This is a genomic window from Amycolatopsis sp. NPDC039088, from assembly GCF_055598845.1.
In genome coordinates this window covers 23,619-47,559 of sequence record NZ_JBVKAE010000040.1, presented here as the reverse complement: position 1 = coordinate 47,559, position 23,941 = coordinate 23,619, and the positions used below count along the sequence as shown (strand labels likewise).

Below are 23,941 nucleotides of genomic sequence, written 5' to 3'. Positions count from 1 at the left end.
GTCTTGAAGTCCGTGAAAGCCTCCTTGAGGGACCCAGAGTCCCTCAAGGAGGCCTTCACGGACTTACCACCCACCACGCCACCTTTGCCTTACCTCTCAATAACCCTCATGATCACTCACGACCCCACGCAGAAACGTACATAGCGACATTAATCGGACACCCAATCGCCCGGTGACGTCCCTTGTGGACAGTGAGCCCGCCGACGTCCAAAATCAGGCCTGCCCTACCTCGGCCATCCTTGATCAACGGAAGATCGGGGACGTTGAGTGTCCCTGATCTTCCGAGACCTTGACCTTGATAGTAGGGAAGGAGGCCTTCACGGCATGGTTCCGGACTGGCCGACCTGCTTACCGAAGCGAAGCGGGCTCACGGCCTGCTCGGCCTCGTGGTCGGGCCCGAGCGGGATCCCTGAGCGATCACGCAGGAGCAGCGTCGCGATCAGGCCGATGACCGTCATCCCGGCCAGGTACACGGCCACGGACAACGACGTCCCGGTGGCGCCGACCAGCGCGGTGGCGATGGTCGGAGCGAACGCGCCACCGAGTATCGCGCCGAGCGCGTAGGAGATCGAAACGCCCGAGAACCGGATCGACGCCGGGAACAGTTCCGCGTAGAACGCCGCTTGCTGGCCGTAGGTTAACCCGAGCCCGACACTGAGAATGATCAAGCCCAGCGCCAACAGCACGACGTTTCCGGTGTCCACCAAGGGAAAGAGCACCGCGACCCCGGCGAGTTGCGCGATCCAGCCCAGTACATAGGTGCGTCGCCTGCCGATCCGGTCGGACACCGCTCCCGCCGCCCACGTCGAGACCAGCCAGGTCGCCGCCGACGCGGTCACCGCCCACAGCACCGGGCCGCGGTCGAGCCCGATCGGGCCCTTCGGGTTGGTCGCGTAGTTCTGGATGTAGCCGCCGGTGGTCATGTAGCCGACGGCGTTGTTGCCCGCGAACACCAGCGCGGCCACCAGGACGAGCACGGCGTGCTTGCGGAACAGCTGGATGATCGGCGTCCGGGTCTGCTCGCGGCGTTCGGCGATCTCACGGAAGACGGGGCTCTCCTCAACACGGCGCCGGACGTAGTGCCCGACCAGGATCAGCACGACGCTGAGCAGGAACGGGATCCGCCAGCCCCAGTCGAGGAACGCCTGGCCGGGGACCAAGAGACTGGTCAGCGCCAAGACGCCGGATGCCAGCAGCAGGCCGAGCGGAACGCCGATCTGCGGCGACGCACCGAAGAGTCCCCTGCGCTTCGACGGCGCGTGCTCGACGGCCATCAGCACCGCGCCACCCCATTCACCGCCCGCCGAAACGCCCTGCAGGACACGCAGGAGGATCAGCAGTACCGGTGCTAGGACGCCGATCTGGTCAAAGGTCGGGAGCACACCGATCAGCGTGGTCGCGACGCCCATCAGGATCAGGGTGAGCACGAGGACCACGCGACGGCCGTACTTGTCGCCGAAATGCCCGGCGAGGAAGGCGCCGAGCGGGCGGAACAGGAAACTCACGCCCACCGTCGCGAAGGACACGAGAGTGCTGTTCGCCCCGAGGCCGGAGAAGAACAGCTTGCCGAAGACAAGCCCGGCGGTGGACGCGTAAACGAAGAAGTCGTACCACTCGACCGTGGTGCCGACGACGGTCGCGAACGCGACCCGGCGCCGATCGGCGGCCGGTGGAGCGGTCCGGCCGGGGATGCGCTGATCCTGCGCTGGGTTCGACACGTGGACTCCTTTGTCGTCGGCCGCCTTGCCACTGTGGCACGGAATCATATACGTTATTAGATACGAAGCAAGGGCCGAGCGATTCAGGGAAACATGGACACTTACGAGCCAACGGCGCCATCGGGACGCGGATCCGGTCCTCTGGGGACACGGCCGGGCAAGATCATCGCCGTCCATCTCAGCTACGCGTCACGGGCCGAACAGCGCGGGCGGCGACCGGCGAACCCGTCGTACTTCTTCAAGCCGTCGAGCTCGCTCGGCACGTCCGGGGGCACCGTCGAACGTCCCGCCGGGACCGAATTGCTGGCCTTCGAAGGCGAGATCGCACTGGTCATCGGCACCGCGGCCCGGTGGGTCAAACCGGAGCGGGCGTGGGACCACGTCGCCGCGGTCACCGCCGCGAACGACTTCGGCCTCTACGACCTGCGCACCGCGGACAAGGGCTCCAACGTCCGGTCCAAGGGCGGCGACGGCTACACCCCGCTCGGGCCCGGCCTCATCGACGCGCGCGACGTCGACCCCGCGTCCCTGCGCCTGCGCACCTGGGTGAACGGCGACCTGGTGCAGGAGGACACCACGGCCGGGCTGCTGTTCCCCTTGCGGCAGTTCGTTTCCGACCTCTCCCAGCACTTCACGCTCGAACCCGGCGACGTCATCCTCACCGGCACCCCCGCCGGATCCACCGTGGTCTCCCCCGGCGACGTCGTGGTGGTCGAAGTGGACGTACCCGGCACTTCCGCCAGCAGCGGACGGCTCCACACCACCGTCACCCAGGGGATCCGCTCCTTCTCCGACATCGGAAGCCTCCCCCAGGTCGACGACGAGCAACGTGCCGAGGCGTGGGGCACTGCCGTCGACGAGCAGGAGGAAGAGGAAGCCCCCGCGCTCAGCCAAGAACTCCGGGCAAAGCTGATGCGCGCACCGGTCGCGGGTCTGTCCGCCCAGCTACGCAAGCGCGGGCTGAACAACGTCGCGATCGACGGCGTGCGTCCCAACATCCCGGGCTCGAAGATCGTCGGCACGGCACGGACTTTGCGTTTCGTCCCGAATCGCGAAGACCTCTTCAAAACCCACGGTGGCGGCTACAACGCGCAGAAGCGTCTGTTCGACTCGGTCGGCGCCGGAGAGGTGATCGTCATCGAGGCCAGGGGCGACTCGGGTTCCGGGACACTCGGCGACATCCTGGCGTTGCGGGCACGGTATCTCGGCGCGGCCGGGGTGATCACCGACGGCGGGGTCCGCGATTTCGACGCCGTCGCCGCGACCGGGCTCCCGGTGTTCTCGCAAGGTCCGCATCCGGCGGTCCTCGGCCGCAAGCACGTGCCGTGGGACACCGACGTCGCGGTCGCCTGTGGCGGCGCGACCGTGCTGCCCGGCGACATCATCGTCGGCGACGACGACGGCGTGGTCGTCATCCCGCCGGCGCTGGCCGAAGAGGTCGTCGCCGCGACGCTGGTCCAAGAGGACGAGGACGCGTGGATCGCCGAGCAGGTCGGACAGGGCCGCCCGATCGAGGGGCTCTTCCCGCTGAACCCGTTGTGGCGGGAAAGGTATGAGGCATGGCAGAAGAAGCAGTGAAGACGGCCAGCAAATCCGAACTCGCCTACGAATGGCTGCGTGAGCGGATCGCCCGGCACGAATACGGACCCGGCTACCGGCTCGTCCTCGCCGAGATCGCCGGCGCGCTCGACATGAGCGTCGTCCCGGTGCGCGAGGCGATCCGGCGGCTGGAGGCCGAACGGCTGGTGACCTTCGAGCGCAACGTCGGCGCGCGGGTGGCGATGGTGGACCAGAACGAATACGTCCACGCCATGCAGACCCTGGGTGTCGTCGAAGGTGTCGCCACCGCGCTGTCCGCACCGGGACTGACCGAAGAGGACATCGCGAAGGCGCGCCGGGTGAACGAACGGATGATCACCCTGCTGGACCACTTCGACGCGCACGAGTTCACCGCGTTGAACCAGCAGTTCCACTCCCTGCTGTTCGCCTGCTGCCCCAATCCGCAGATCCTCGACCTCGTGCACCAGGGCTGGACGCGGCTGTCCGGACTGCGTGACTCCACGTTCGCGTTCGTCCCCGACCGGGCGCACCGGTCGGTCGAGGAGCACGAAGAGATCCTCCGGCTGATCTCCGAGAAGGCCGACCCGCTCGACATCGAATTCGCCGCGCGCAATCACCGCTGGGCCACCATGCAGGCCTTTTTGGACGCTCGAGACCGCGCGAACCGCTGACTGAGGAGGACTTTTGACCAGCACGACTCCCCGGCCGATCCCGGACGGTGTCCCGGAGCGGATCCGGCACTACATCGGCGGCGAACTGACCGACTCGGCCGACGGCGCCGTCTTCGACGTGCTCGACCCGGTGACCAACGAGGTCTACGTGCGGGCCGCGGCGGGAAAGAAGGCGGACATCGACCGCGCCGTCGCCGCCGCGCGGAAGGCGTTCACCGAGGGACCGTGGCCGAAGCTGCTGCCGCGCGAACGGTCACGTGTGCTCAACCGCATCGCCGACCTCGTCGAGTCGCGGGACAAGCGGCTGGCGGCGCTGGAGAGCTTCGACTCCGGACTGCCGATCTCGCAGGCGCTGGGCCAGGCACGACGGGCCGCGGAGAACTTCCGGTTCTTCGCCGATCTGATCGTCGCGCAGGCCGACGACGCCTACAAGGTGCCCGGCCGCCAGGTCAACTACGTCAACCGCAAGCCGATCGGTGTCGCCGGGCTGATCACGCCGTGGAACACGCCGTTCATGCTGGAGTCGTGGAAGCTCGCCCCGGCGCTGGCGACCGGCAACACGGTGGTGCTCAAGCCCGCCGAGTTCACCCCGCTTTCGGCGTCACTCTGGGCGGAGATCTTCGAGGAGGCCGGGCTGCCGCCGGGGGTGTTCAACCTCGTCAACGGCTTCGGCGAGGACGCGGGCGACGCACTCGTGAAGCATCCGGACGTCCCACTGATCTCGTTCACCGGTGAGAGCCGCACCGGGAGTCTCATCTTCGGCAACGCCGCGCCGTTCCTCAAAGGACTGTCGATGGAGCTGGGCGGCAAATCGCCTGCCATCGTCTTCGCCGACGCCGATCTGGAGACCGCGATCGACGCGACCATCTTCGGCGTGTTCTCCCTCAACGGCGAACGTTGCACCGCGGGCAGCCGCATCCTGGTCGAGCGCGCGATCTACGACGAGTTCGTCGAGCGGTACGCCGAGCAGGCCGGACGCGTCGTCGTCGGCGACCCGGCGGACCCCGCCACCGAGATCGGCGCGCTGGTGCATCCCGAGCACTACGAAAAGGTCATGAAGTACATCGAGATCGGGAAGACCGAAGGCAGGCTGGTCGCGGGCGGTGGCCGCCCGGAGGGTTTCCCGACCGGGAACTACGTGGCGCCGACGGTGTTCGCCGACGTCAAGCCCGACGCCCGGATCTTCCAGGAGGAGATCTTCGGCCCGGTCGTCGCGATCACGCCGTTCGACACCGAGGAAGAAGCGCTCGAACTCGCGAACAACACGAAGTACGGGCTCGCGGCGTACGTCTGGACCAACGACCTCAAGCGGGCGCACAACTTCGCGCAGTCGGTGGAGGCCGGGATGGTCTGGCTCAACTCGAACAACGTCCGGGACCTGCGCACCCCCTTCGGCGGGGTCAAGGCGTCCGGGCTGGGGCACGAGGGCGGATACCGCTCGATCGACTTCTACACCGACCAGCAGGCGGTGCACATCAATCTCGGCGAGGTGCACAACCCCGCCTTCGGCAAGGGCGCGAAGCCCGCGCACTGATCCGTTCCTTCGTCCACAAAGGATGCTGTCATGAAGCCGATCCCCACGCCGTCCTCGCCGCCACCGGACGTCCTGCGTTGCGCGTACATGGAACTCGTCGTCACCGATCTGGCCCGCTCGCGCGCGTTCTACGCCGACATCCTCGGGCTGACGGTGACCGAAGAGGACGAGACGACGGTCAGTCTCCGCACGATCGACGAGTTCATCCACCACAACCTCGTGCTGCGCCGCGGCCCGGTCGCCGCGGTCGCGGCCTTCTCCTACCGGGTCCGGTCGCCGGAGGACCTGGACAAGGCCGTGGCGTTCTACTCGGAACTGGGCTGCCGGGTCGAGCGGAACGCGGACGGGTTCACCAAGGGCATCGGCGATTCGGTGCGGGTTCAGGATCCGCTCGGCTTCCCGATCGAGTTCTTCCACGACGTCCAGCACGTCGACAGGCTCAGCTGGCGCTACGACCTGCACGTTCCGGGCGCGCTGGTCCGGCTCGACCACTTCAACCAGGTCACCCCCGACGTCCCGCGCGCGGTGAAGCACATGGAGGACCTCAACTTCCGGGTCACCGAAGACATCCAGGACGACCAGGGCGTCACCTACGCGGCGTGGATGCGGCGCAAGCCGACGGTGCACGACACCGCGATGACCGGCGGCGACGGGCCGCGGATGCATCACGTCGCGTTCGCCACGCACGAGAAGCACAACATCCTGTCCATTTGCGACAAGCTCGGTTCACTGCGCATGTCGGACCACATCGAACGCGGCCCCGGCAGGCACGGCGTCTCGAACGCCTTCTACCTCTACCTGCGTGACCCGGACGGGCACCGCGTCGAGATCTACACCCAGGACTACTACACCGGCGACCCCGACAATCCGGTCGTCACCTGGGACGTGCACGACAACCAGCGTCGCGACTGGTGGGGCACGCCGGTGGTCCCGTCGTGGTACACCGAGGCTTCACTCGTGCTCGACCTCGACGGCAAACCGCAGCCGGTGGTCGCGAGGGCCGAAGAGAGCGAACTGGAAGTCACCATCGGCGCCGACGGCTTCTCCTACACCCGCAAGGGCGACGACGAAGGGCAACTCCCGTCCTGGAAACAGGGCGAGTTCAAACTCGGCAACCAGCTCTGAGGCGGGGTCATGTTGGATCAGGAAACGATCACCGCGATCGCCGACGAACTGGCGGCCGCGGAAGAGGCCAGGGAGACGGTACCGCTGCTGACGGCGCGCTATCCGGACATGACCGTCGAGGACTCCTACGCCGTCCAGAACGAATGGCGGCGCCGGGGTATCGCGGCGGGACGCCGTCCGGTCGGCCGCAAGATCGGGCTCACCTCGAAGGTCATGCAGGCCGCCACCGGGATCACCGAGCCCGACTACGGCGCCATCTTCGCGGACATGGTGTTCGAGAACGGTTCCGTGATCGAGCACAGCCGGTTCTCGAACGTGCGGATCGAGGTCGAACTGGCCTTCGTGCTGCGTGATTCCCTCGCCGGACCGGACGCCACGGTGTTCGACGTGCTGCGCGCGACCGAGTACGTCGTGCCCGCGCTGGAGATCCTCTCCTCGCGTATCGAGATGGCCGGCCGGACCATTGTGGACACGATCAGCGACAACGCCGCCATGGGCGGGATGGTCTACGGCGGCAACCCGGTCGCCGTGGACGCCGTCGACCTGCGGTGGGTTTCCGCGCTGTTGTACCGCAACGAAACCATCGAGGAATCCGGCGTCGCCGCCGCGGTGCTGAACCACCCGGCGAACGGGGTCGCGTGGCTGGCGAACAAACTCGCGCAGCACGGTGACAAGCTCGATCCGGGCGACATCGTGCTGGCCGGTTCGTTCACCCGGCCGATGTGGGTCCACGCCGGAGACACCGTGACAGCCGACTACCGCGACCTGGGGACGATCACATGCCGCTTCGTCTAGCTCCGACGTTCCGTGCACGGCTGGCCGAGTCCGCTCGGCCGCGGATCGGCATGTGGGTCACGTCGGGCAGTCCGGTCGTCGCGGAGATCTGCGCCGGTTCCGGGCTCGACTGGCTGCTCATCGACACCGAGCACTCCCCCGTCGGGCTGGAGACGGTGCAGTCGCTGCTGCAGACGATCGCCGCGTATCCGATCACGCCGATGGTGCGCGCCCCCTCCGGCGACACCGTCGTAGTGAAGCAGTTGCTCGACCTCGGGGCGCAGAACCTGCTCGTCCCCATGGTCGACAGCGCCGAGGAGGCGGAGGCCGTCGTGCGTGCCGTCCGCTACCCGCCACGGGGCGTGCGCGGCGTCGGCAGCGCCCTCTCCCGGTCCGCGCGCTGGAACCGGGTCGAGGACTACCTCACCAAGGCGGACGAGTTCGTCTCGCTGTTCGTTCAGATCGAGTCCACCGCCGGGGTGGCTGAGGCGGCGAAGATCGCGGCTGTCGACGGCGTCGACGGCGTCTTCGTCGGGCCATCCGATCTCGCCGCGTCCATGGGCCTCCTCGGCCAGCAGACGCATCCCGACGTCACAGCGGCCGTCCTCGGTACCTTCGAGGCCGTCCAAGCGCAGGGGAAGCCGGTGGGGGTCAACGCCTTCGACGCCGCACAGGCCCAGCGCTATCTCGACGCCGGCGCCTCGTTCGTCCTCGTCGGCGCCGACGTCACGCTGCTCGCCCAGGGTTCGGAGGCGCTCGCCCGGCGCCATCCTCGGAACCCTTGACCGGGCGGTGGGTCGCCACGCCATCGGATCGCGGCGACCCACCGCGTTTCATCCTGCCGTGCAGGATGCCGTCCCCAACCGGAATTCCGACGGCGCCGGGACTGCCGCCCCGTTGGCCTGGAATCCGATAGTCACATTCGCTCCGGCGGCCAGCGCCGGTGCCCATGCCGGAGCCGTCGCCGTCACCGTGCTGCCCTGCTGGGCCACCGTCGCGTTCCAGCCGCTGATCACCTGCACGCCGGACGGCACGGTCCAGGCCGCCGTCCAGTTCGCGATCGCGTCCGTTCCCGTGTTGGTCAGCCGGAGCGAGGCGGTGAAGCCACCGTTCCAGGTGTTTTCGACCCGGTAGGCCGCCGTGCACCCCGGTCGCGGCTCCTGCGTCCCGCCGCCCGACGGCGGGATCAGGTACGGGCTCAGGTACCCGTGCTTGACCGTGTTCACCGTGGTCCAGTCGTCGTTGAGGATGCCGCCGGTGTCCCCGGAGTTGGGATTCCAGGACCAGTAGGTGAAGTCCATTCCGGACGGTCCGGATCCCGAGTACCGCATCAGTTCCCGGAGCCAGACGCCGTCACGCGGATCCCGCAGCGTGGTGCCGAACTCGCCGAGCAGCACCGGGGCGATGTTCTCCTTCTCCAGATAGCCGAACCAGTGATCCCACAGCGCGGGCAGGTTCGCCGGGAAGGCCGGATCGGAGAACCACGGCTGCGCGAACACCGACGTCGCGTACTCGTGCGCCGAATAGACCAGCTTGTCCGGTTTGCTCAGCCGGACGGGGAACTGCCGGGCACCGGAGAGGTTCCCACCCCACCAGCCGCATTGCGGCGAACCGGTACCGGCGACGCAGTCGACGCCTTCGACGATGATCAACCAGTCCGGGTTGACCGTGAGGATCGCGTTGCCCGCCCTTTCGGCCGCCAGGCGCCAGTCCACCGCCTGATCACCGCAACCCCAGCAGGCGCCGCCGCCGCCGGACACCGCATGCGGTTCGTTGTGCAGATCCGCGCCGACCACGGTGGGATTTCCCTTGTACCGTAAGGCGAGTTTCTTCCAGTCGTCGATCCAGCGCGACTCGGGATAGGCGGCGGTGTACCAGAGCGGCGACTGCCCGGCACCGTCCGGGCGATGCCTGTCGAGGATCACCCGCATCCCCCGCGACCCAGCCTCGGCGATCACCTTGTCGATGATCTGGATCCCGGAAAGGCCTGCCAGATCGGGGTTCTTCGTCAGATCGACACTCGTGGGCGCCGAACCCGCGTCGAGCATCTGGTTGGAGTACGGGATCCGGATGGTGTTGTAACCGAGGCCCGCCATCTGCGCGACCATGTCGCGGTAGTTGCGGCCCCATAAGCCGTGGAAGGTGAAGTTCGCCGTCTCGGAACCGAACCAGTTGATGCCGGTCATCCGCACCGGATCGCCCTTCGCGTCGACCAGCTGCGCGCCGCGAGCACTCCAATAGCCGGATCCCGTTCCCGCCGCGGATGCGGTCGGGCTCACCGCCGTGAAGGCGGCGAGCCCGACCAACGCGGCGATCAAGCACTTCAGTGTGCGTGAACGCCATGCTTTCACCGATGTCCTCCTGGTCAGCCGAAGAGTTGGACGTGCAGGGAGAACGCGGTCGCCACTTCGGCCTGCGCCCAGAACCTGTGGAAGGTCAAGGACGGTGCCGCCCCACCATCCAGATAGGACTGAACCTTCGGCCATTGCGGATCGTTCTTGAAGAACGAGCGGATCGACAGGAACGTGCTGTTCGCTCCGATGGCGTCCCCGTTGGGCATCTTGCCGGTCCAGCCCGGCGGAACGTAGGTCCCTTCTCCCGTGGTCGCGTTGTAGGCGTCATCGAATCGGTTGTAGTCGGTGCGGGTCTCCGGGGTGCTGATCCCGAGCGGGTCGGTATGCGCCAGCATCCCGTTCAGCAGGGCCTCGCCGGTGCTCTTCGCCGCGGCGTTGCCGGACTTGGCCGCGTAGTTCAGCAGAACCTTCGCGTACGCGGCCGCGACCCCGACGTCCTGGTTGTGATTGAGCACCTTGACGTGCAGGCCTGTGTTGCCGGCGGGATTCGCCGGGTTCCACGTTTCCGGCGCACCCGTCCATTCCAGATCGGCCGGGATCTTGAAGTCCGCGCCGGTGGTGGTGTTGGCGATCGCCCACGGGACCCACTTGTCCAGGATCTTCTTCGCCCTGGCGTCACCGGTCAGCTGGTACAGCGACGCGACCCGTTCCAGGTTCCACACCTGGAAGCCGAACCAGCGGTTGCTCGGCGGGTCATGCCAGACCGGATGGGCGTCGTAGAACATGCCGTAGAACGTCGGCGTCCCCGCGGGCGGCGCGCCGTACTGGCCTTCCCAGCTGTTGGTCACGCCGCCGGCGATCCCGCCCTCGTTCGCCTGCAGCCACTGCAGGACCTCGAGTTGCCGGTCCAGGCTCTTCGCCCAGTCCGCGGCACCTGTCGCCGAGCGCGGCTTCAGCGCCGGGTCGTTCGCCAAGGCGTACGCCGCGAGCGGGTTCTGGTAGCCCTGGTGGTTCGCGCCGTCGCCGATCCGCCAAGCCCAGCCCGCCGAGGTGTCGGTGGCGCCACCCCAGGCGTAGTACCAGGACATCAGGTAATGCGCGCTGTCCTTGCCCGTCCCGGCCGGGCAACTCGGGCTCGTGCAGCCGCCGGCCTTCTTGAAGTACTTGTCGAACATGGCGTACCGCAGATAGTCGCCCATCTTCGACGCCTTCTTCACGACCGCGTCGATCTGCGCGCCCTTGCCCTGCGCCGTCGCCCATTTCTGGGCGAGGTAGGCGACCTGGACGGCCCGCGCGTCGGCGTCCGGCGCGTTGGTGAACTTCCACTGCTTGGCGTAGGAAGAGTCCTTGGTGAACAGATCGAGATACCCGTTCGGACCACCGTGGGCGAACGTGTCGCAGGACGGCTGCGGGATCGTCTCCCACACCGATTCCGACGAACCGCGCTGATAGGTGTTGATGTACGCGGGCGCCGTGGTCCCGTCACCGCAGCGGCCGAAGCCGTAGGTGTTGTCGACGTCGAGCAGCCAGTGCATCCCGTAGATGTCGTCGGTGCCGTAGGCCGTCTTCAATTCCGCGGCGATCGGGTCGGATCCGACCGAAACGCTGGAATCGAGCACGGACGGATACCGGTCCATCCGGGGATGTTCGGGCGCGTACGTCGCGGGCTTTCCCGCGTTGTACTTGTCGTTCGTCGGCTGATCGGCGTGCGCCGGGATGATGTACTTCTCCAGTGACGCCCATGCCGCGTTGAACGGTGCCCAGTCGCCCTGGATCTGGCCGTACGCGGCCTCGAGCCACAGGTAGTAGCTGAAGGCTTCGGACGTCGTCTCGTGGCCGTGGTCCGGGGCTTCGACCAGCAGGGTCTCCACCGAGTGGTAGGGCACCAGCAGGTCGCCGAACCGCCGGAAGTAGCCGCTCGCCGGGTCCTTGATCTTGTTGTACTGCGTCAGGAACGCGGCCTTGAACGCCGGCGTCGCCGGGTCGAGTTCGCTCGCCGTGATGGTGGCCGCGTCGTAGCCGGCCGCGGTGGCGGAGAACGTCGCCGTGGCGAGTGCTCCCCCATTGGCGGCCGAGGTGATCGTGACCTTTTGAGCGACGTTCCAGTTCGTGGGCGTGAAACTCAGCTGCGTCGGTGACGCCGCGAGATCCGTACTGCCCGACGTCCTGGCGATCGTGACCGGGACGGTCGCCGACGGCGCGCTCGCCAACGTCACGTCCACCGTGGCCGTCGTGCCTTGTCTGACCGAGACCGTCGCCGGGGTCGCGACGATCGTCGGGGCCGCTAGTACCCGGACCGCGATCGGCGATGACACCGTGGACGCGCCCTTGTCGTCATAAGCCTTGGCAGCGACGGAATACTGGCCCGCCGCGGCTGGAGTCCAGCCGAACTGGAACGGGGCCGAGGTGTCGGTGCCGATCAGTTCGGTGCCGGCGTAGAACTCGACCTTGCCGATCGTGCCGTCCGCGTCGCCCGCCTCCGCGGCCAGCGGGATGACCGCCGACACGGGATGGCTGGAGTTGTTCGCCGGGCTGGTCAGTGCGACCGCCGGCGCCCGGTTGGCGCCGGTGCACGCGATGCCGTTGACGGCGAAGTCCACCGGAGCCCGGTTCCCGGCGGTCTTGCTGCCGTTGAACCCGAATTGGACCGACCCGCCGACGGGGATCGTCCTGTTCCAGTCCACGTTGCGCACCGAAACCGCGGCTCCGGTCTGCGTGTGGACCCCGTTCCAGAGCTGGGTGATCCGCTGACCGTCGGCGAACGTCCAGGTCAGATCCCAGCCGTTGATGGGTTCGGTGCCCGGGTTCCGGATGGTCACGGCGGCGCCGAAACCCGTCGACCACTCGTTGGTGACGCCGTACTCGGCCGTGCATGACACGGCCGCTTCCGCGGGCTGAGCCGCCGTCAGCAGGGCGGCTGAGAGTAACACCGCCGTGGATAAAGCGGGTAAGGCTCTTCTGGATCTCATAAATCCTCTCCTCTGGCCGGACGGGCGACTGGGAGCGCTCCCATGCAGGGTAGCCGGACCGTTACGTTCTGGGAAGACACGCTCCGCCGAATGGAGCCTTTGGTCCTTTGTGGACGATCAACATGGTATATCGGTTGCGGCAAGATCCAGGTTGCCGCACGATGAGCCGCCTGCCGAGCGAAACGGAATTGAACGAATGGGTGGTTCATGTTCGATGTGATCATTGCCGGGTGCGGGCCGACCGGCGCGATACTGGCCGCTGAACTGCGGCTACACGATGTGCGGGTACTCGTGGTGGAGAAGGAGACCGAACCCGCGTCATTCGTCCGAATAGTCGGTCTGCATATTCGCAGTATCGAGCTGATGGCCATGCGCGGACTGCTGGATCGCCTCCGCGAAAAAGGACGGCAGCGTCCGGCGGGCGGATTCTTCGCCGCCATCGACAAACCCGCGCCCGAGGGGCTGGATTCCGCGCACGCCTATCTGCTGGGCATCCAGCAACCGGTCCTCGTCCAGCTGCTCGAAGAGCACGCGAGCGAACTGGGCGCGGAGATCCGGCGCGGTCGCGCGGTGGCAGGCTTCGAGCAGGACGACGACGGCGTTACCGTCGAACTGTCCGACGGGGAACAGCTGCGTACGCGCTACCTCATCGGCTGCGACGGCGCGCGCAGCGCTGTGCGCAAACTGCTCGGTGTCGGCTTCCCCGGCGAGCCCTCACGGAACGACGCGCTCATGGGCGAGATGAAAGTGGGCGTGTCGCCGGAGGAGGTCGCCGCCACGCTGGCCGCACTCCCCGAGCCCCCTCGGCGATTCTGGCTCAGGCCCTTCGGCGAAGGGATCTACAGCGTCCTGGTCCCCGCCGCGGGAGTCAGCGACCGCTCGACACCACCCACGATCGAGGATTTCAAGCAGCAGTTGCGCGCCGTTGTCGGAACCGATTTCGGGGTGCACTCCCCGCGTTGGTTGTCCCGCTTCGGAGACGCCACCCGGCAGGCCGAACGGTATCGGGTGGGGTGCGTGCTGCTGGCCGGCGATTCGGCGCACATCCACCCGCCCATCGGCGGCCAGGGCCTGAACCTCGGCCTCCAGGACGCGATCAACCTCGGCTGGAAACTGGCCGGGCAGATCCGCGGCTGGGCACCGGAAACCCTGCTGGACACCTATCAGGCCGAACGTCATCCGGTCGCTGCCGACGTGCTGGACAACACCCGCGCCCAGATGGAACTGCAGTCCCCCGAACCGGGCCCGCAGGCCGTGCGCAGGCTGCTCACCGAATTGATGGACTTCAACGAGGTGAACCGGCATCTGATCGAGAAGATCGCCGCGATCGGCCTCCGCTACGACTTCGGCGACGGCCCCGACCTGCTCGGCCGCCGCCTGCGCGACCTCGACCTGAAACAGGGCCGCCTCTACGACCAGCTGCGTCAGGGTCGCGGCCTGGTCCTCGACCGCACCGAACGGCTGACCGCCGAAGGCTGGACGGACCGGGTCGACCTCATCGCCGACCCCACCGCGACGGTGGACGCTCCGGCTCTGCTGCTCCGGCCCGACGGCTACATCGGCTGGATCGGAGAGGAGCAGCAGGATCTGAACGAGCACCTGACTCGTTGGTTCGGCACGCCCACCGGCTGAACCCCAGACCGGCCTGGTGAGCCGTGACCGTGTGGATATTGCTTCATCTGACGCAACAAAATCCACACGGTCACGCAGCGCCGTGCTCGACCCTAAGACCTGGTCTCAAAACTTAAGGGTGTGTCACTGCGTAACCTGCCGGTCCTGGTCGTCGATCGTGGGCAGTCGTGGCGAAGACGACGCAGCAGCGGCGGGTCGAAGACCGGCTCTGGGAGCTGATCGAACCCCTGATCCCGTCCCGACCAGCGCCGCGCGGGGCACACCGCGTGGCGGCGGTTACGTGAGTGGCAGGACGCCGGCGTGTGGGACCGGCTGCACCAGCTCGTGCTCGACGAGCTGTCCACCATCGACGGGGATGAACGAGCACTCTCGTCGGGAAGTGATCAGCCATCGGTGGGGCCGCCTCGTCAGAGGCGTTCGACGCGGTCGGCCTGCGGGCCCCGGTCGCTGTGACGCACCGTGTACCGGACCCGGTCACCCTTCTGCAGCGGCTCCGACCCCATGATCACGGACACGTGGGCGAAGAGATCGTCGCCGCCTGCGTCCGGGGTGATGAAGCCGAAGCCGCGTTCGTCGTCGTAGCGCGCGACGACGCCCTCGCCGCCTCGTACGGGCACGTCCCGCGCCGCCGTCCCCGCGGCCGCGGCAGGTGCCGACCGCTGCGGCGCCGTCTGGGGCGCCGTCTGGGGTTCGGCGCCCCGGACCAGGTGCACGTCGCGGGCCTGCGGGCCCTTGTCTCCACTAGCCACCTCGTAGGCGACGCGGTCGCCCTCCGCGAGCCACGTCAGCCCCTCGGCCAGGGCCCGGGCGTGAACGAAGACGTCCCCGGCGCCGGAGTCGGGGTTGATGAAGCCGAAGCCCTTGTCCTCGTCGTACCAGGCCACCGTGCCGTCGGCACCGTCCGCGATACCAGCCGCGGCGGGTGAGCCGGCCCCTGCTCCCAGCGGGATCACGTGCCCGGCCTGCGGGCCGCGCTCGCCTTCGACGATCAGGAAGGCCACCCGCTGCCCCTCGGTGACCACGCCGCCGGTCACGATGGCGGAGCTGTGCACGAAGATGTCGGCGCCGCCGCCGTCCGGCGACGCGAAGCCGTACCCCTTGCCCGGCTCGTACCAGTTGACGGTGCCGAGCAGGCCCACGGCGCTGCCGGTGGCCGCATCGGCGGTGACGCGAACACGCAGCGCCTCGGGCCCCCGGTCGTTCTCGCCGACCTCGAACACGACGGCCTGACCCTCGCGGAGCACTTTCGCGCCGCCGTCCCCGACGATCTCGGAGGCGTGCACGAACACGTCCGGCGAGCCGTCCTCGGGCGCGAGGAAGCCGAAACCCCGTTCGGCGTCGAACCAACGGACGGTCCCTTGCGGCATAAAAGGCTCCAGATCGAGAGGGCGGGCACTGGCCCCCCAGTCTCCCTGACAGACCTCCGGTCCGTCAGGCCGGGCCCACAGGCGGTGCGGAACCAGGGGCGGACCGTTGGTTCACCCAGCGACACGCCGAGTTTTGAGACCAGGTCTCAACTCACGATCGTGCCGCACGATCGGCGACCGAACCCACCGGCAGCCGGACCGCCGCGACAGCCCCGCCCGCGGCGACCAGGCCGATGAACGAGAAAACGACACCGAAAGCCGGCTTGGGGCTCCCATCGAGGCCGGCCAGCACCGCGCCGGTCACCGCCACTCCCGCGACCGCACCCACCTGTCGCACGGTGTTGAACAATCCCGAAGCACCACCGGCGGCGTGCGGATCCACTGACGCCATCGCGATGGCGGACAGCGGCGACCACGCCATGGCGTTGGCAGCGCCCAGCATCGCGGCGCCGGGCGCGATCCACCACGGACTCAGGTCCAGCATGACCACGAGACCGATGAGCAAGAGACTCGCCGTGAGCACGCTCATGCCGATCATCGCGGGCAACCGCCCTCCCACCCGGTCGACCCAGCGGCCCGCCGATGGCGACAGCAGGATCGCTACGAGAGCGTCCGGCGACATGACCAAGGCGGCCTCGATCGGTCCGAACCCTCGTACGTCTTGGATGTAGAGCATCGTCGGCAGGGCCATCGCGAGGACCGACGCACCGAGGGCCGCCATCGCGAGACTCGCCGTCAAGTAGCCGGACGAACGGTAGAGGTGCAAGGGGGCGAGCGCCTCGGAGCCTTGGCGACGTTCGTGGCGGTAAAAGCAAACGAGCAGCGCGACGGCGACGACGGTCGCGGGTAGCGAGAGGGTGCGCCAGGACAGCAAGGCCCACACGAGAAGGCTCAAACCCGCCGTGCTCAACGCGGCACCGAGAGGGTCGAAACGTGTGGTCCCGCCCCGGCTGCCGGGAATCAGGCGGATCCCCATGACGACGGCGATGCCGCACAGGGGCACGTTGACCCAGAAGATCCAGCGCCAATCCAGGCTCGCCGTCAGGAGCCCGCCCAGGATGGGCCCGAGCAGGGTGGCCGCGGCGGCGACCGAACCCCAAATGCCGAAGGCGCGCCCGCGCTCGTCTTCGGCGAAGAGTCGTCGAATCAGCGTGAGCGGCTGAGGGGCCATCGCGGCGGCCGCCAAGCCTTGCAGGACCCGGAACGCGATGAGCCAGCCGATCGACGGCGCGAGCCCGCACAGCGCCGACGCGACGGCGAAACCGCCCATGCCGAAGAGGTAGACGCGCTTCGGATCGAAGAGGTCACCGAGTCTTCCGGCGACGAGCAGCGGGACCGAGAACGCCAGCAGGTATCCGGCCGTCACCCAGAACAGCTCGGCGACGTCCCCGCCGACGTCCGCTTGGATGCTCGGGCTCGCCACGGCCACGATCGTCGTATCGAGCAGGAGCACGAAGAACCCCGCGAGCAGGGCGGTGAGCCCTCCCCACTTGGAGGTCACGCGGTCAGCCGGCCGAATCGTGCCGCTCCCGCGCCGCGCGGATGTCGTCCCGGTGGGCGTTCGCCCAAGTGTCCAGCGCACTCAGGGGCACCAGCAGCGTCCGGCCGAGCTCGGTGAGCGAGTAGTCGACCCGCGGCGGCACCGTCGCGTACGGCGTCCGCGTCACCAGGCCGTCCCGGACCAGGGCACGCAAGGTCAGCGTCAGCATCCGCTGGCTGATTCCTTCGATCCCGCGGTGCAACTCCCCGAACCGGAAGGTTCGCCTGCCGAGCAGGACCACGATGAGCACGCTCCACTTGTCCCCGATCAGGTCGAGGATCTCGCGGGTCGGGCAGTCGTGATCGGCGGGCACGGGCATGGGCACATCGATGTGCGTAGCTGACATGGAAGTGCCTCCTTACCGCCGCGGCCCATACTGGCGTAAGTTGCGGTTACGAACAAGAAGTAACCAAGGAAGTGGTCATGACTGCGCCTGCCGAACACGAAGCACCCGAAAACGCGCTTCCCGGAGAACCGGGGCCTGCCGGGCCGACGTTGGTCGTCCTCGGTTCCGAAGACGCGCCGGCCTGCACGGACGGGGTGTGCTCGTGGTGATGTACATCGACGTCTGGTCCGACGTCGTTTGTCCGTGGTGCTACATCGGCAAACGCCGGATGGAGACCGCGCTCGGCGAGTTCGCGCACGCCGACGACGTCGAGGTCCGCTGGCACAGCTTCCAGCTCGACTCCTCACATCCCCGGGGCCACCGCGAGCCGGTACGGGACATGCTGGCCAAGAAGATGGGCGCACCGCCGGAGCAGGTCAAGGCGATGACGCGGCAGGTCACCGAACTCGCCGCCGCGGAGGGTCTCACCTACGACCTCGACAACGCCGTGTCGGTCAACACGCTCGACGCCCACCGACTCAACCATCTCGCCGACCAGCACGGGCTCGGCGATCGGATGCACGAACGGCTGCTCAAGGCGCACCTCTGTGACGGCGAGATCGTCGACGATCTCGACACACTGGTCCGGCTCGGCACCGAAGTCGGCGTCCCCGAGGACGAGGCGCGCGAGGTACTGGAAGGCACGAAGTTCGCGGGCGAGGTCGACGCGGATTTCGCCGAAGCGCGCAGGATCGGCGTCAACGGCGTGCCGTTCTTCGTGCTGAACGGCGCTTATGGCGTTTCCGGTGCGCAGTCCCCGGTCACGTTTCTTTCCGCGCTGGAAAAAGCACACCGATCACGATAGGGCCACGGAACCCGTCCGTCGTAACAACGCCCCTCCGCCCCGCGAGTGGTAAGCCGATGGCTTCGGCACGCGAAAAGGGGAGACGATCTTGCGACGGGCGGGTTCTGTCTGGTTCTGGTCCCTGCTCGGCGCCTTCATCGCCGCCGCTCTCAGCACCGCGATCAATTTCGCGACCGACCTCAAGACCAATTACCTGGCGTGGGGTCTCACCGTCGCGTTCACGGTCGCGACGGGGCTGGTCAGCGGAATTTCGCAGGTGCTCAGCCGTCGCGACGGCGGCGGTGCGCGATCAGCGGGCACGACACACGTCCCCCACGCCGGGCAGCCACAGGTCAACGTCTGGCTGGTGTTCCTGGTACTGGGGGTCTCGGGGTCCATGCTGGCGGCCATCTTCGTCGGCGTTCACTTCGCGGGCTCGCCCCAGACAGCCGGCACACCGCTGCCCGTCGTGGTCGAACCGCGACCTGAATCCCCGCCGCCGAAGACCACCACGCTCCCCCATCCCTCGACGACGTCTGTCGCGCCCCAGCGCGCCTCGAGCGAAGGCATCGTGGAGTTCGTCACCGGTTACTACCGCCTGATGCCCGACACCCGTGCGGGCTGGCCGCTCATCGGGCCGAACCTGCAACGCCGCGGCCTGACCGATTACGAGGCCCACTGGGGAAAGATCAGCGCGGTGGACGTCCACAGTGCCTCGGCCACCTCCGCGACGACTGTGCGGGCGCGCATCACCTTGCACTACCGCGACGGCCGCCCCTCCCCCACCGAAACCCACGAACTGACGGTCGTTCCCTGCGACGGTCAGCTCTGCATCGACGCCGACACCCTTCTCCGGGCGAAATAGCGATCGCGATTCGGACGAACAGACCGAACTCGCCGAAATGGTCGTCGCCGATACTTCGGCCTTCGTATGGCGGGTGGTCGACGCCGCACTCTGCCGGTTGCGATGTCCAGAATGCGGCAACGAACTCGGTGCCGGTCCCACCGGATGCGAGAAATGCGATCAGGCGAACGGTTTCCGGTTCGCGGCCATCGAGATCGACCGGCAGGCGACGCCGCGGGGCACCGAACACGGGCTCCGCGTCGCCACGGCCGTCGCCCGCACCCGGCACCGCTACGGAGTGCGGGCGCGCTGTGGCTTCGAACTCGGACTGCCGGTTTTTCTCGGCGGCGAGCTGCCCAGCACGGCCCAGGCACAGACCTACCGGGCGGCGATCAACAAGCTCACCGAGGAGGAATGCGAACGCGTGACCTCCTTCGAGGAGGTCACGCGCCTGCTCAGTAGTCGTCGCGGCCGGTGAACTGCTGTTCGAGCACTTCAGCCGAACCCGCGACGAGCTCGAGCGGGTCGGTGAACTCGTTGATGTCGAGGTTCACCAGCGGCAGGGAATGGCGCAGCACCAGGTGTTCCCCCATGACCACCAGACCGCCGACGACGATCGTGTTGCCGATCTCGGTCAGCACGGTCGCCAGGTCGACCTCGTCGACGCGCGCGAACGGCGTCGCGATCTGTACCCAGTCCTCACGGCGGTCGAAGATCTCCCGCGCGATGACCACGGTCTGGGCCCGCTCTTCGTAGTCGTCGTCACCATAGGACAACCGGATCCGGATTTCGTCCGGTTCATCCCGAATGACCCGGTATTCGTGCCGTACGAACGCGACCAGATCGGCCCATTCCGCCATGAACTCAGTCCTCCCTCGCAGTCGAAGACCAAGCCTAGCGACAGCGAGCGGACAGGAGCCGCCAAGTAACTCGAGAGTGGTGATGACGGCCAGAACCGTCATCACCACTCACGAGCCCCATCATCAGCCGCCGCTCGGCAGCCCCGCCCGCGCTTCCTGCGAGGTCAGCGGCCGCAGCGACAGCGTGTACTCGTAGGTGCTGTCCTGCTGGACCTGGCTACGCTCGCGGACCGGGTTGGGCGTGTCCCCGACACCGGTCACCGCGTGGCTCGCGTGCAGCGTGAACCAGCCCTTGTTGCGCTGCAACTGGAAGGGGTACGCCGCCCGGTCGAGGTCGTCGAACGGCGTCACGCTGACGTCCTTCGCTCCCGCGACCAACAGGCCACCGGTCCGGCCGTCGGTGAGCAGCGCCCACCGGCTGTCGGTGTGGTTGCCGTGGTCCTGCGGCCGGTGATAGTCGACGTACTGCTGGTCCACCGTGGTCGACTGCACGCCGATCGGCGTCCCGTCCTTGCGGTCGACGTAGCTCTCGGCCTTCCGCCCGTACCAGGCGAACCGGTCGTAGGAATCCGGCACGGCCAGCGAGACACCGATCCGGGGCAGGTACGGCAAGGTACGCACACTCCCCTGCGGCACCACCTTGTTTCCGAGGCTCAGCGTCCCGGACCTGTCGACGGTGTAGGTCATCGTCTGGTCGAACCAAGCCCCGTCGACGTCCGGTGCGGCGACCCGGCTGTCCACGATCACTCGCGCGCTCCGCGAGCCGTCCTTCTCCACCCGGACACCGGTGACCGTGGTCTTGAGCCGGTCCAGCCCGGCCTTGCGCCAATCCTCGCCTTCGGCCCGGCCCCAGGCGAAGGTCTCGTTGCTGATCGGCGCCCGCCACGCGTCGAGCTTCGGCCCGCCGCTCAGCAGTTCCTTGCCCTGGTGCCGGATCGACGACAACGTCCCCGTGGTCTTGTCCACCTTGTACGTGACGCCTGCCGCGGACGCCGTCACCGATGCGGCGTCCTCGACGACGTCGACGGACTTTCCATCGAGCGGTGAGCGGTCCAGACCCGGAATCCGCTTGCCGCCCAAGGAGAACTGGTCGTGCGCCAGGACGTGCCCCCGCGCGAGCATCGGCTCGCCCTGGGTGGTCACGGCTTCGACGGTGAGGAACCGCTCCCGATCGGCCGGATTCGCCGGGACCGGCAAGGAGATCTTCCCGGTCGAAGCCGCACCGACGCGCAAGGGCCGCTCGCCCTGGGCGACGACCCGGGAACCTTCCTGGATCCGCCACCGCAGGTTCAGCTCGTCGGTGCCCTTGAACTGCCGCTCGTTGGTCACCGCCAGCGTGCCGCCGTCGTAGGCGAAGCGGATCGGCTGGTGTGCCCACGCCATCTGCGCGGTCTCCGGCTGCGCCGAACGGTCCGACCCGATCAGACCGTCCACACCGGACAGACTGGATCCGTAGGAGAGATGACTTCCCCGCTCGGTCACACTGTCGAAGTCCAGCGCCAGCACCGCTCCACCGGCCGGCGTGGTCCCGGCCAACTCCGCGGCGGAAAGCGGCTTGTCGTAGATGCGGACGTCGTCGACGGCGCCGCGTCCCATCCACCCGATCGCAGACGGGTCGTTCCACGACGTTTCGAAATCGCGGCCGATGTTGACCTCGGCCGACGAGGTGTCGATCGCGCCGGTGAACGGTTTGTTCGCGACCTCCTTGCCGTCGAGGTACAACCGCAGGGCCGTGCCGTCGTAGGTACCGCTCACCCGGTGCCAGTTGCCGTAGAAGTCCGCGGGCACCTTGGCCTGGACGGCCTGCCACGTTCCACTGTGGATGAAGAACTCCAGGGTGTCCTGCGTCTTCATCTTGAGCGCGTACTGGTGGTCACCCTTGCCGAGGATGCGGAAGTCACCGGTCCATTTGCCCGGCCTCACCCACGCGTCGAGCGTCAGCGCCTTGCCGGTGATGTCGAGTTTCCGGTCGCGGTAGACCTCGACGAAATCGTCCAATCCGGACAGTGCCAGCGCCTTGCCGCGATGACCATCGACCAGCTCCGGCTTCCCGGTCACGTGCGCCGAGATGTCGTTGCCGGACGAGTCCGGGGTGATCCGGATCGGTTGCCGGATGTTCTGCTCCGCCCAGTCCCAGATGAACCCGCCCTGGGTCTGCGGATTCGCGCGGATGGTGTCCCAGAACTCACGGAAGTTGCCGAGGCTGTTACCCATCGCGTGGGCGTACTCGCCGAAGATCAGCGGCTTCGTGGTGTTCTTGGCCTGTTCGGCGAACTTCTCCGGAGACGGATAACGCGGCCCCCAGACGTCGGCGAAGGGTGCGTCGCCGTCCGGGTTGTTGGACTGGTGGTAGATCGGCCGGGTCGGCTCGTTCGCGTCCAGCCATTCGGCCAGCGCGAAGTGGTGGGCACCGAGTCCCGCCTCGTTACCGGTGTCCCAGAGGAAAACACTCGGATGGTTCTTGTCGCGTTCGACCATGCCGATCATCCGGTCGAAGAACGCGTCCCGCCAGGCCGGGTCGTTCGCCTGGCAGTACTTCGCGCAGTTCTCGTGGTTGTGGGTCTCGATGTCGATCTCGTCGTCGACCCAGATCCCGTGCCGGTCGGCCAACTCGTAGAAGTACGGATCCGACGGGTAGTGCGAAGTGCGGACCGCGTTGACGTTGAGTTGCTTCATCAGCGCGACGTCGCGTTCCTGCGCCCGGCGCGGCACATGCCTGCCATGGTCGGGGTCGGTCTCCGCCCGGTTGACGCCCTTGAACAGTAAGCGCTTTCCGTTGACCAGCAACTGTTTGTCGCGGATCTCGATCTCGCGGAACCCGACGGTCTCACTGGTGATGTGCGTGACCCGGCCATCGGGTGCGGTCAGCGTGAGGACGGCCGTGTACAGGTTCGGCGTCTCGTCGGTCCACTTCGCCGGGTCGCGCACCGGCAGACTGAGCGCGGTCTTCCCCCCGGGATCGACGTCCCCGCTGGTCTTCCCGACTTCCTTGCCTGCCGCGTCGCGCAGGCTCAGATCGATACGGTGCTTACCCGTCGTTCCACCGGGCTTCGTGGCGACCTCGACCGCGGCCTTCAGCGTGGCGTCGGTGTAGGTCGCGTCGAGATCGGTGGTCAGGCCGACGTCCTGGATGAAGGTGCCCGGTGTCGAGCGCAGGGTCACCGAGCGGAAGATGCCCGAGTACCGCCATTGGTCGACGTCCTCCAGGTAGGCACCCGCGCTCCAGCGGTGCACCTGCACGGCGATCCGGTTCGGCCCCGGCCGCAGCGCGGACGAGATGTCGAACTCCGCCGGCGTGTACCCGCCCTGGTCGTAGCCGATGTACTTCCCGTTGACCCAGACGAAGTACGCCGAAGTGACGCCCTCGAAGCGCAGGAAGGTGTTCCGCTTGGTCCAGTCCGCGGGCAGCGGGAAGTCCCGGACGTAGGCGCCGGTCGGGTTGACGTCACGCGGGACGCGCGGCGGGTCGTCCGGCTGGATCTCGGTGGCGATGTTGCGGAAGATCGGGTGGTCCAGGCCATCGGTCTGCCATGTGTGCGGCACGGACACTTCGCGCCAGCGTGACGCGTCATAGCCGTCTTCGTGGAATCCCGCCGGTACCTGCGCCGGATTGTCCGCCATCGCTATCCGCCATTTGCCGTCGAGCGACATCGTGTACGGGCCGCGTTCGTCACGGCGGGCGGCGGCGGAAACGTCCGCGTAGGGACGCAGGTCGGCGTGGGCTGGTTCTTGCCCTTCGGACACCTTCCGTGGATCTTCGAGGTAGGTGTAGACGTCGTCGGGTGGGCCTTCGGCCATGGCCGGTGATCCGGCCGCGACGAGGGTCCCGGCGAGCATCGCCAGGACCCCGAGGATGGGGCGTGTTCGCAGCACTGCGTTCAACC

General features: G+C 67.7%; 18 protein-coding genes and 2 pseudogenes. 12 read left to right on the top strand and 8 right to left on the bottom strand.

Annotated elements, in window-relative coordinates:
• Positions 1-317: 317 nt before the first annotated feature.
• Complete coding sequence (locus ACZ7KI_RS36125; RefSeq protein ID WP_470277505.1) at positions 318-1,718, bottom strand: MFS transporter; 1,401 nt, start codon at positions 1,716-1,718, stop codon at positions 318-320.
• A gap of 93 nt (positions 1,719-1,811) precedes the next feature.
• On the opposite strand from ACZ7KI_RS36125, the gene ACZ7KI_RS36120 reads away from it, so the two are divergent.
• From ACZ7KI_RS36120 to ACZ7KI_RS36095, 6 genes are read left to right on the top strand one after another with little or no spacing between them, the layout of a single operon-like run.
• Positions 1,812-3,296 (top strand): fumarylacetoacetate hydrolase family protein, encoded by a 1,485-nt coding sequence (locus ACZ7KI_RS36120; RefSeq protein WP_470277504.1) that lies wholly within the window; start codon positions 1,812-1,814, stop codon positions 3,294-3,296.
• Positions 3,278-3,949: a GntR family transcriptional regulator gene (locus ACZ7KI_RS36115; RefSeq protein WP_061982504.1), complete on the top strand. Its 672-nt coding sequence runs from the start codon at positions 3,278-3,280 to the stop codon at positions 3,947-3,949. Before ACZ7KI_RS36120 ends, ACZ7KI_RS36115 begins: the two co-directional genes overlap by 19 nt.
• A 13-nt stretch (positions 3,950-3,962) precedes the next feature.
• The gene (hpaE, locus tag ACZ7KI_RS36110; RefSeq protein ID WP_470277503.1) at positions 3,963-5,483 is read left to right on the top strand and encodes a 5-carboxymethyl-2-hydroxymuconate semialdehyde dehydrogenase; all 1,521 of its coding nucleotides are present in this window, start codon (positions 3,963-3,965) and stop codon (positions 5,481-5,483) included.
• Between the two features lie 30 nt (positions 5,484-5,513).
• The gene (gene hpaD, locus ACZ7KI_RS36105) at positions 5,514-6,608 is read left to right on the top strand and encodes a 3,4-dihydroxyphenylacetate 2,3-dioxygenase (RefSeq protein WP_470277502.1); all 1,095 of its coding nucleotides are present in this window, start codon (positions 5,514-5,516) and stop codon (positions 6,606-6,608) included.
• 9 nt (positions 6,609-6,617) lie between these two features.
• Positions 6,618-7,403 carry a 2-oxo-hept-4-ene-1,7-dioate hydratase gene (gene hpaH / locus ACZ7KI_RS36100; protein WP_470277501.1) on the top strand — a complete coding sequence of 262 codons (786 nt, stop codon included), beginning with the start codon at positions 6,618-6,620 and terminating at the stop codon, positions 7,401-7,403.
• A complete protein-coding gene (locus tag ACZ7KI_RS36095) occupies positions 7,388-8,167 on the top strand; it encodes an HpcH/HpaI aldolase family protein (protein WP_470277500.1) in 780 nt (259 codons plus the stop codon). Before hpaH ends, ACZ7KI_RS36095 begins: the two co-directional genes overlap by 16 nt.
• Before the next feature lie 48 nt (positions 8,168-8,215).
• Here ACZ7KI_RS36095 and ACZ7KI_RS36090 read toward each other — a convergent pair whose 3' ends face one another.
• Together ACZ7KI_RS36090 and ACZ7KI_RS36085 are read right to left on the bottom strand one after the other, a co-directional pair.
• Positions 8,216-9,700, bottom strand: a complete 1,485-nt coding sequence (locus ACZ7KI_RS36090; RefSeq protein WP_470277499.1) for a cellulase family glycosylhydrolase — start codon at positions 9,698-9,700, stop codon at positions 8,216-8,218.
• A 47-nt stretch (positions 9,701-9,747) separates the two neighbouring features.
• Positions 9,748-12,606 carry a glycoside hydrolase family 48 protein gene (locus ACZ7KI_RS36085; protein WP_470277498.1) on the bottom strand — a complete coding sequence of 953 codons (2,859 nt, stop codon included), beginning with the start codon at positions 12,604-12,606 and terminating at the stop codon, positions 9,748-9,750.
• A gap of 246 nt (positions 12,607-12,852) precedes the next feature.
• Between ACZ7KI_RS36085 and ACZ7KI_RS36080 the strand changes: the two genes are divergently transcribed.
• Together ACZ7KI_RS36080 and ACZ7KI_RS36075 are read left to right on the top strand one after the other, a co-directional pair.
• On the top strand, positions 12,853-14,277 hold the full coding sequence (locus tag ACZ7KI_RS36080; RefSeq protein WP_470277497.1) for an FAD-dependent monooxygenase: 1,425 nt from the start codon (positions 12,853-12,855) through the stop codon (positions 14,275-14,277).
• A gap of 167 nt (positions 14,278-14,444) precedes the next feature.
• Positions 14,445-14,628 (top strand): annotated as a pseudogene (locus ACZ7KI_RS36075) (hypothetical protein); the annotation flags it as partial.
• Between the two features lie 56 nt (positions 14,629-14,684).
• On the opposite strand, the gene ACZ7KI_RS36070 reads toward ACZ7KI_RS36075, so the two are convergent.
• From ACZ7KI_RS36070 to ACZ7KI_RS36060, 3 genes are all read right to left on the bottom strand, one after another.
• Positions 14,685-15,644 carry a cold-shock protein gene (locus ACZ7KI_RS36070; protein WP_470277496.1) on the bottom strand — a complete coding sequence of 320 codons (960 nt, stop codon included), beginning with the start codon at positions 15,642-15,644 and terminating at the stop codon, positions 14,685-14,687.
• Between the two features lie 151 nt (positions 15,645-15,795).
• Positions 15,796-17,145, bottom strand: a complete 1,350-nt coding sequence (locus tag ACZ7KI_RS36065; protein ID WP_470277495.1) for an MFS transporter — start codon at positions 17,143-17,145, stop codon at positions 15,796-15,798.
• A 4-nt stretch (positions 17,146-17,149) separates the two neighbouring features.
• Positions 17,150-17,530, bottom strand: coding sequence for a winged helix-turn-helix transcriptional regulator (locus ACZ7KI_RS36060; RefSeq protein WP_470277494.1), 381 nt, complete (start codon positions 17,528-17,530; stop codon positions 17,150-17,152).
• A 77-nt stretch (positions 17,531-17,607) separates the two neighbouring features.
• Between ACZ7KI_RS36060 and ACZ7KI_RS36055 the strand changes: the two genes are divergently transcribed.
• The 4 genes and pseudogenes from ACZ7KI_RS36055 to ACZ7KI_RS36040 all read left to right on the top strand — a co-directional run bounded on the left by ACZ7KI_RS36055 (position 17,608) and on the right by ACZ7KI_RS36040 (position 19,675).
• Entirely contained in the window at positions 17,608-17,739 is a 132-nt protein-coding gene (locus ACZ7KI_RS36055) for a hypothetical protein (RefSeq protein WP_470277492.1), read from the top strand.
• Positions 17,739-18,290: pseudogene (locus ACZ7KI_RS36050) on the top strand (DsbA family oxidoreductase); the annotation flags it as partial. The gene ACZ7KI_RS36055 and the pseudogene ACZ7KI_RS36050, both read left to right, overlap by 1 nt.
• 172 nt (positions 18,291-18,462) lie before the next feature.
• Positions 18,463-19,218, top strand: coding sequence for a serine/threonine protein kinase (locus tag ACZ7KI_RS36045; RefSeq protein ID WP_470277491.1), 756 nt, complete (start codon positions 18,463-18,465; stop codon positions 19,216-19,218).
• A gap of 37 nt (positions 19,219-19,255) precedes the next feature.
• Positions 19,256-19,675 carry a hypothetical protein gene (locus ACZ7KI_RS36040; RefSeq protein WP_470277490.1) on the top strand — a complete coding sequence of 140 codons (420 nt, stop codon included), beginning with the start codon at positions 19,256-19,258 and terminating at the stop codon, positions 19,673-19,675.
• Here ACZ7KI_RS36040 and ACZ7KI_RS36035 read toward each other — a convergent pair.
• Both ACZ7KI_RS36035 and ACZ7KI_RS36030 read right to left on the bottom strand, forming a co-directional pair.
• Positions 19,653-20,057 (bottom strand): hypothetical protein, encoded by a 405-nt coding sequence (locus ACZ7KI_RS36035; protein WP_037303728.1) that lies wholly within the window; start codon positions 20,055-20,057, stop codon positions 19,653-19,655. The genes ACZ7KI_RS36040 and ACZ7KI_RS36035 overlap by 23 nt on opposite strands.
• Positions 20,058-20,180: 123 nt before the next feature.
• Entirely contained in the window at positions 20,181-23,930 is a 3,750-nt protein-coding gene (locus tag ACZ7KI_RS36030; RefSeq protein WP_470277489.1) for a glycoside hydrolase family 2 TIM barrel-domain containing protein, read from the bottom strand.
• Positions 23,931-23,941 lie beyond the last annotated feature (11 nt).

Excerpts from the sequence above, each read along its gene's own strand:
- ACZ7KI_RS36060 (WP_470277494.1), bottom strand. The coding sequence starts at position 17,530 with ATGTCAGCTACGCACATCGATGTGCCCATGCCCGTGCCCGCCGATCAC.
- hpaH (WP_470277501.1), top strand. The coding sequence starts at position 6,618 with ATGTTGGATCAGGAAACGATCACCGCGATCGCCGACGAACTGGCGGCC.
- ACZ7KI_RS36095 (WP_470277500.1), top strand. The coding sequence starts at position 7,388 with ATGCCGCTTCGTCTAGCTCCGACGTTCCGTGCACGGCTGGCCGAGTCC.
- hpaD (WP_470277502.1), top strand. The coding sequence starts at position 5,514 with ATGAAGCCGATCCCCACGCCGTCCTCGCCGCCACCGGACGTCCTGCGT.
- ACZ7KI_RS36040 (WP_470277490.1), top strand. The coding sequence starts at position 19,256 with ATGGTCGTCGCCGATACTTCGGCCTTCGTATGGCGGGTGGTCGACGCC.
- ACZ7KI_RS36055 (WP_470277492.1), top strand. The coding sequence starts at position 17,608 with ATGACTGCGCCTGCCGAACACGAAGCACCCGAAAACGCGCTTCCCGGA.
- ACZ7KI_RS36120 (WP_470277504.1), top strand. The coding sequence starts at position 1,812 with ATGGACACTTACGAGCCAACGGCGCCATCGGGACGCGGATCCGGTCCT.
- ACZ7KI_RS36115 (WP_061982504.1), top strand. The coding sequence starts at position 3,278 with ATGGCAGAAGAAGCAGTGAAGACGGCCAGCAAATCCGAACTCGCCTAC.
- ACZ7KI_RS36070 (WP_470277496.1), bottom strand. The coding sequence starts at position 15,644 with ATGCCGCAAGGGACCGTCCGTTGGTTCGACGCCGAACGGGGTTTCGGC.
- ACZ7KI_RS36080 (WP_470277497.1), top strand. The coding sequence starts at position 12,853 with ATGTTCGATGTGATCATTGCCGGGTGCGGGCCGACCGGCGCGATACTG.
- ACZ7KI_RS36035 (WP_037303728.1), bottom strand. The coding sequence starts at position 20,057 with ATGGCGGAATGGGCCGATCTGGTCGCGTTCGTACGGCACGAATACCGG.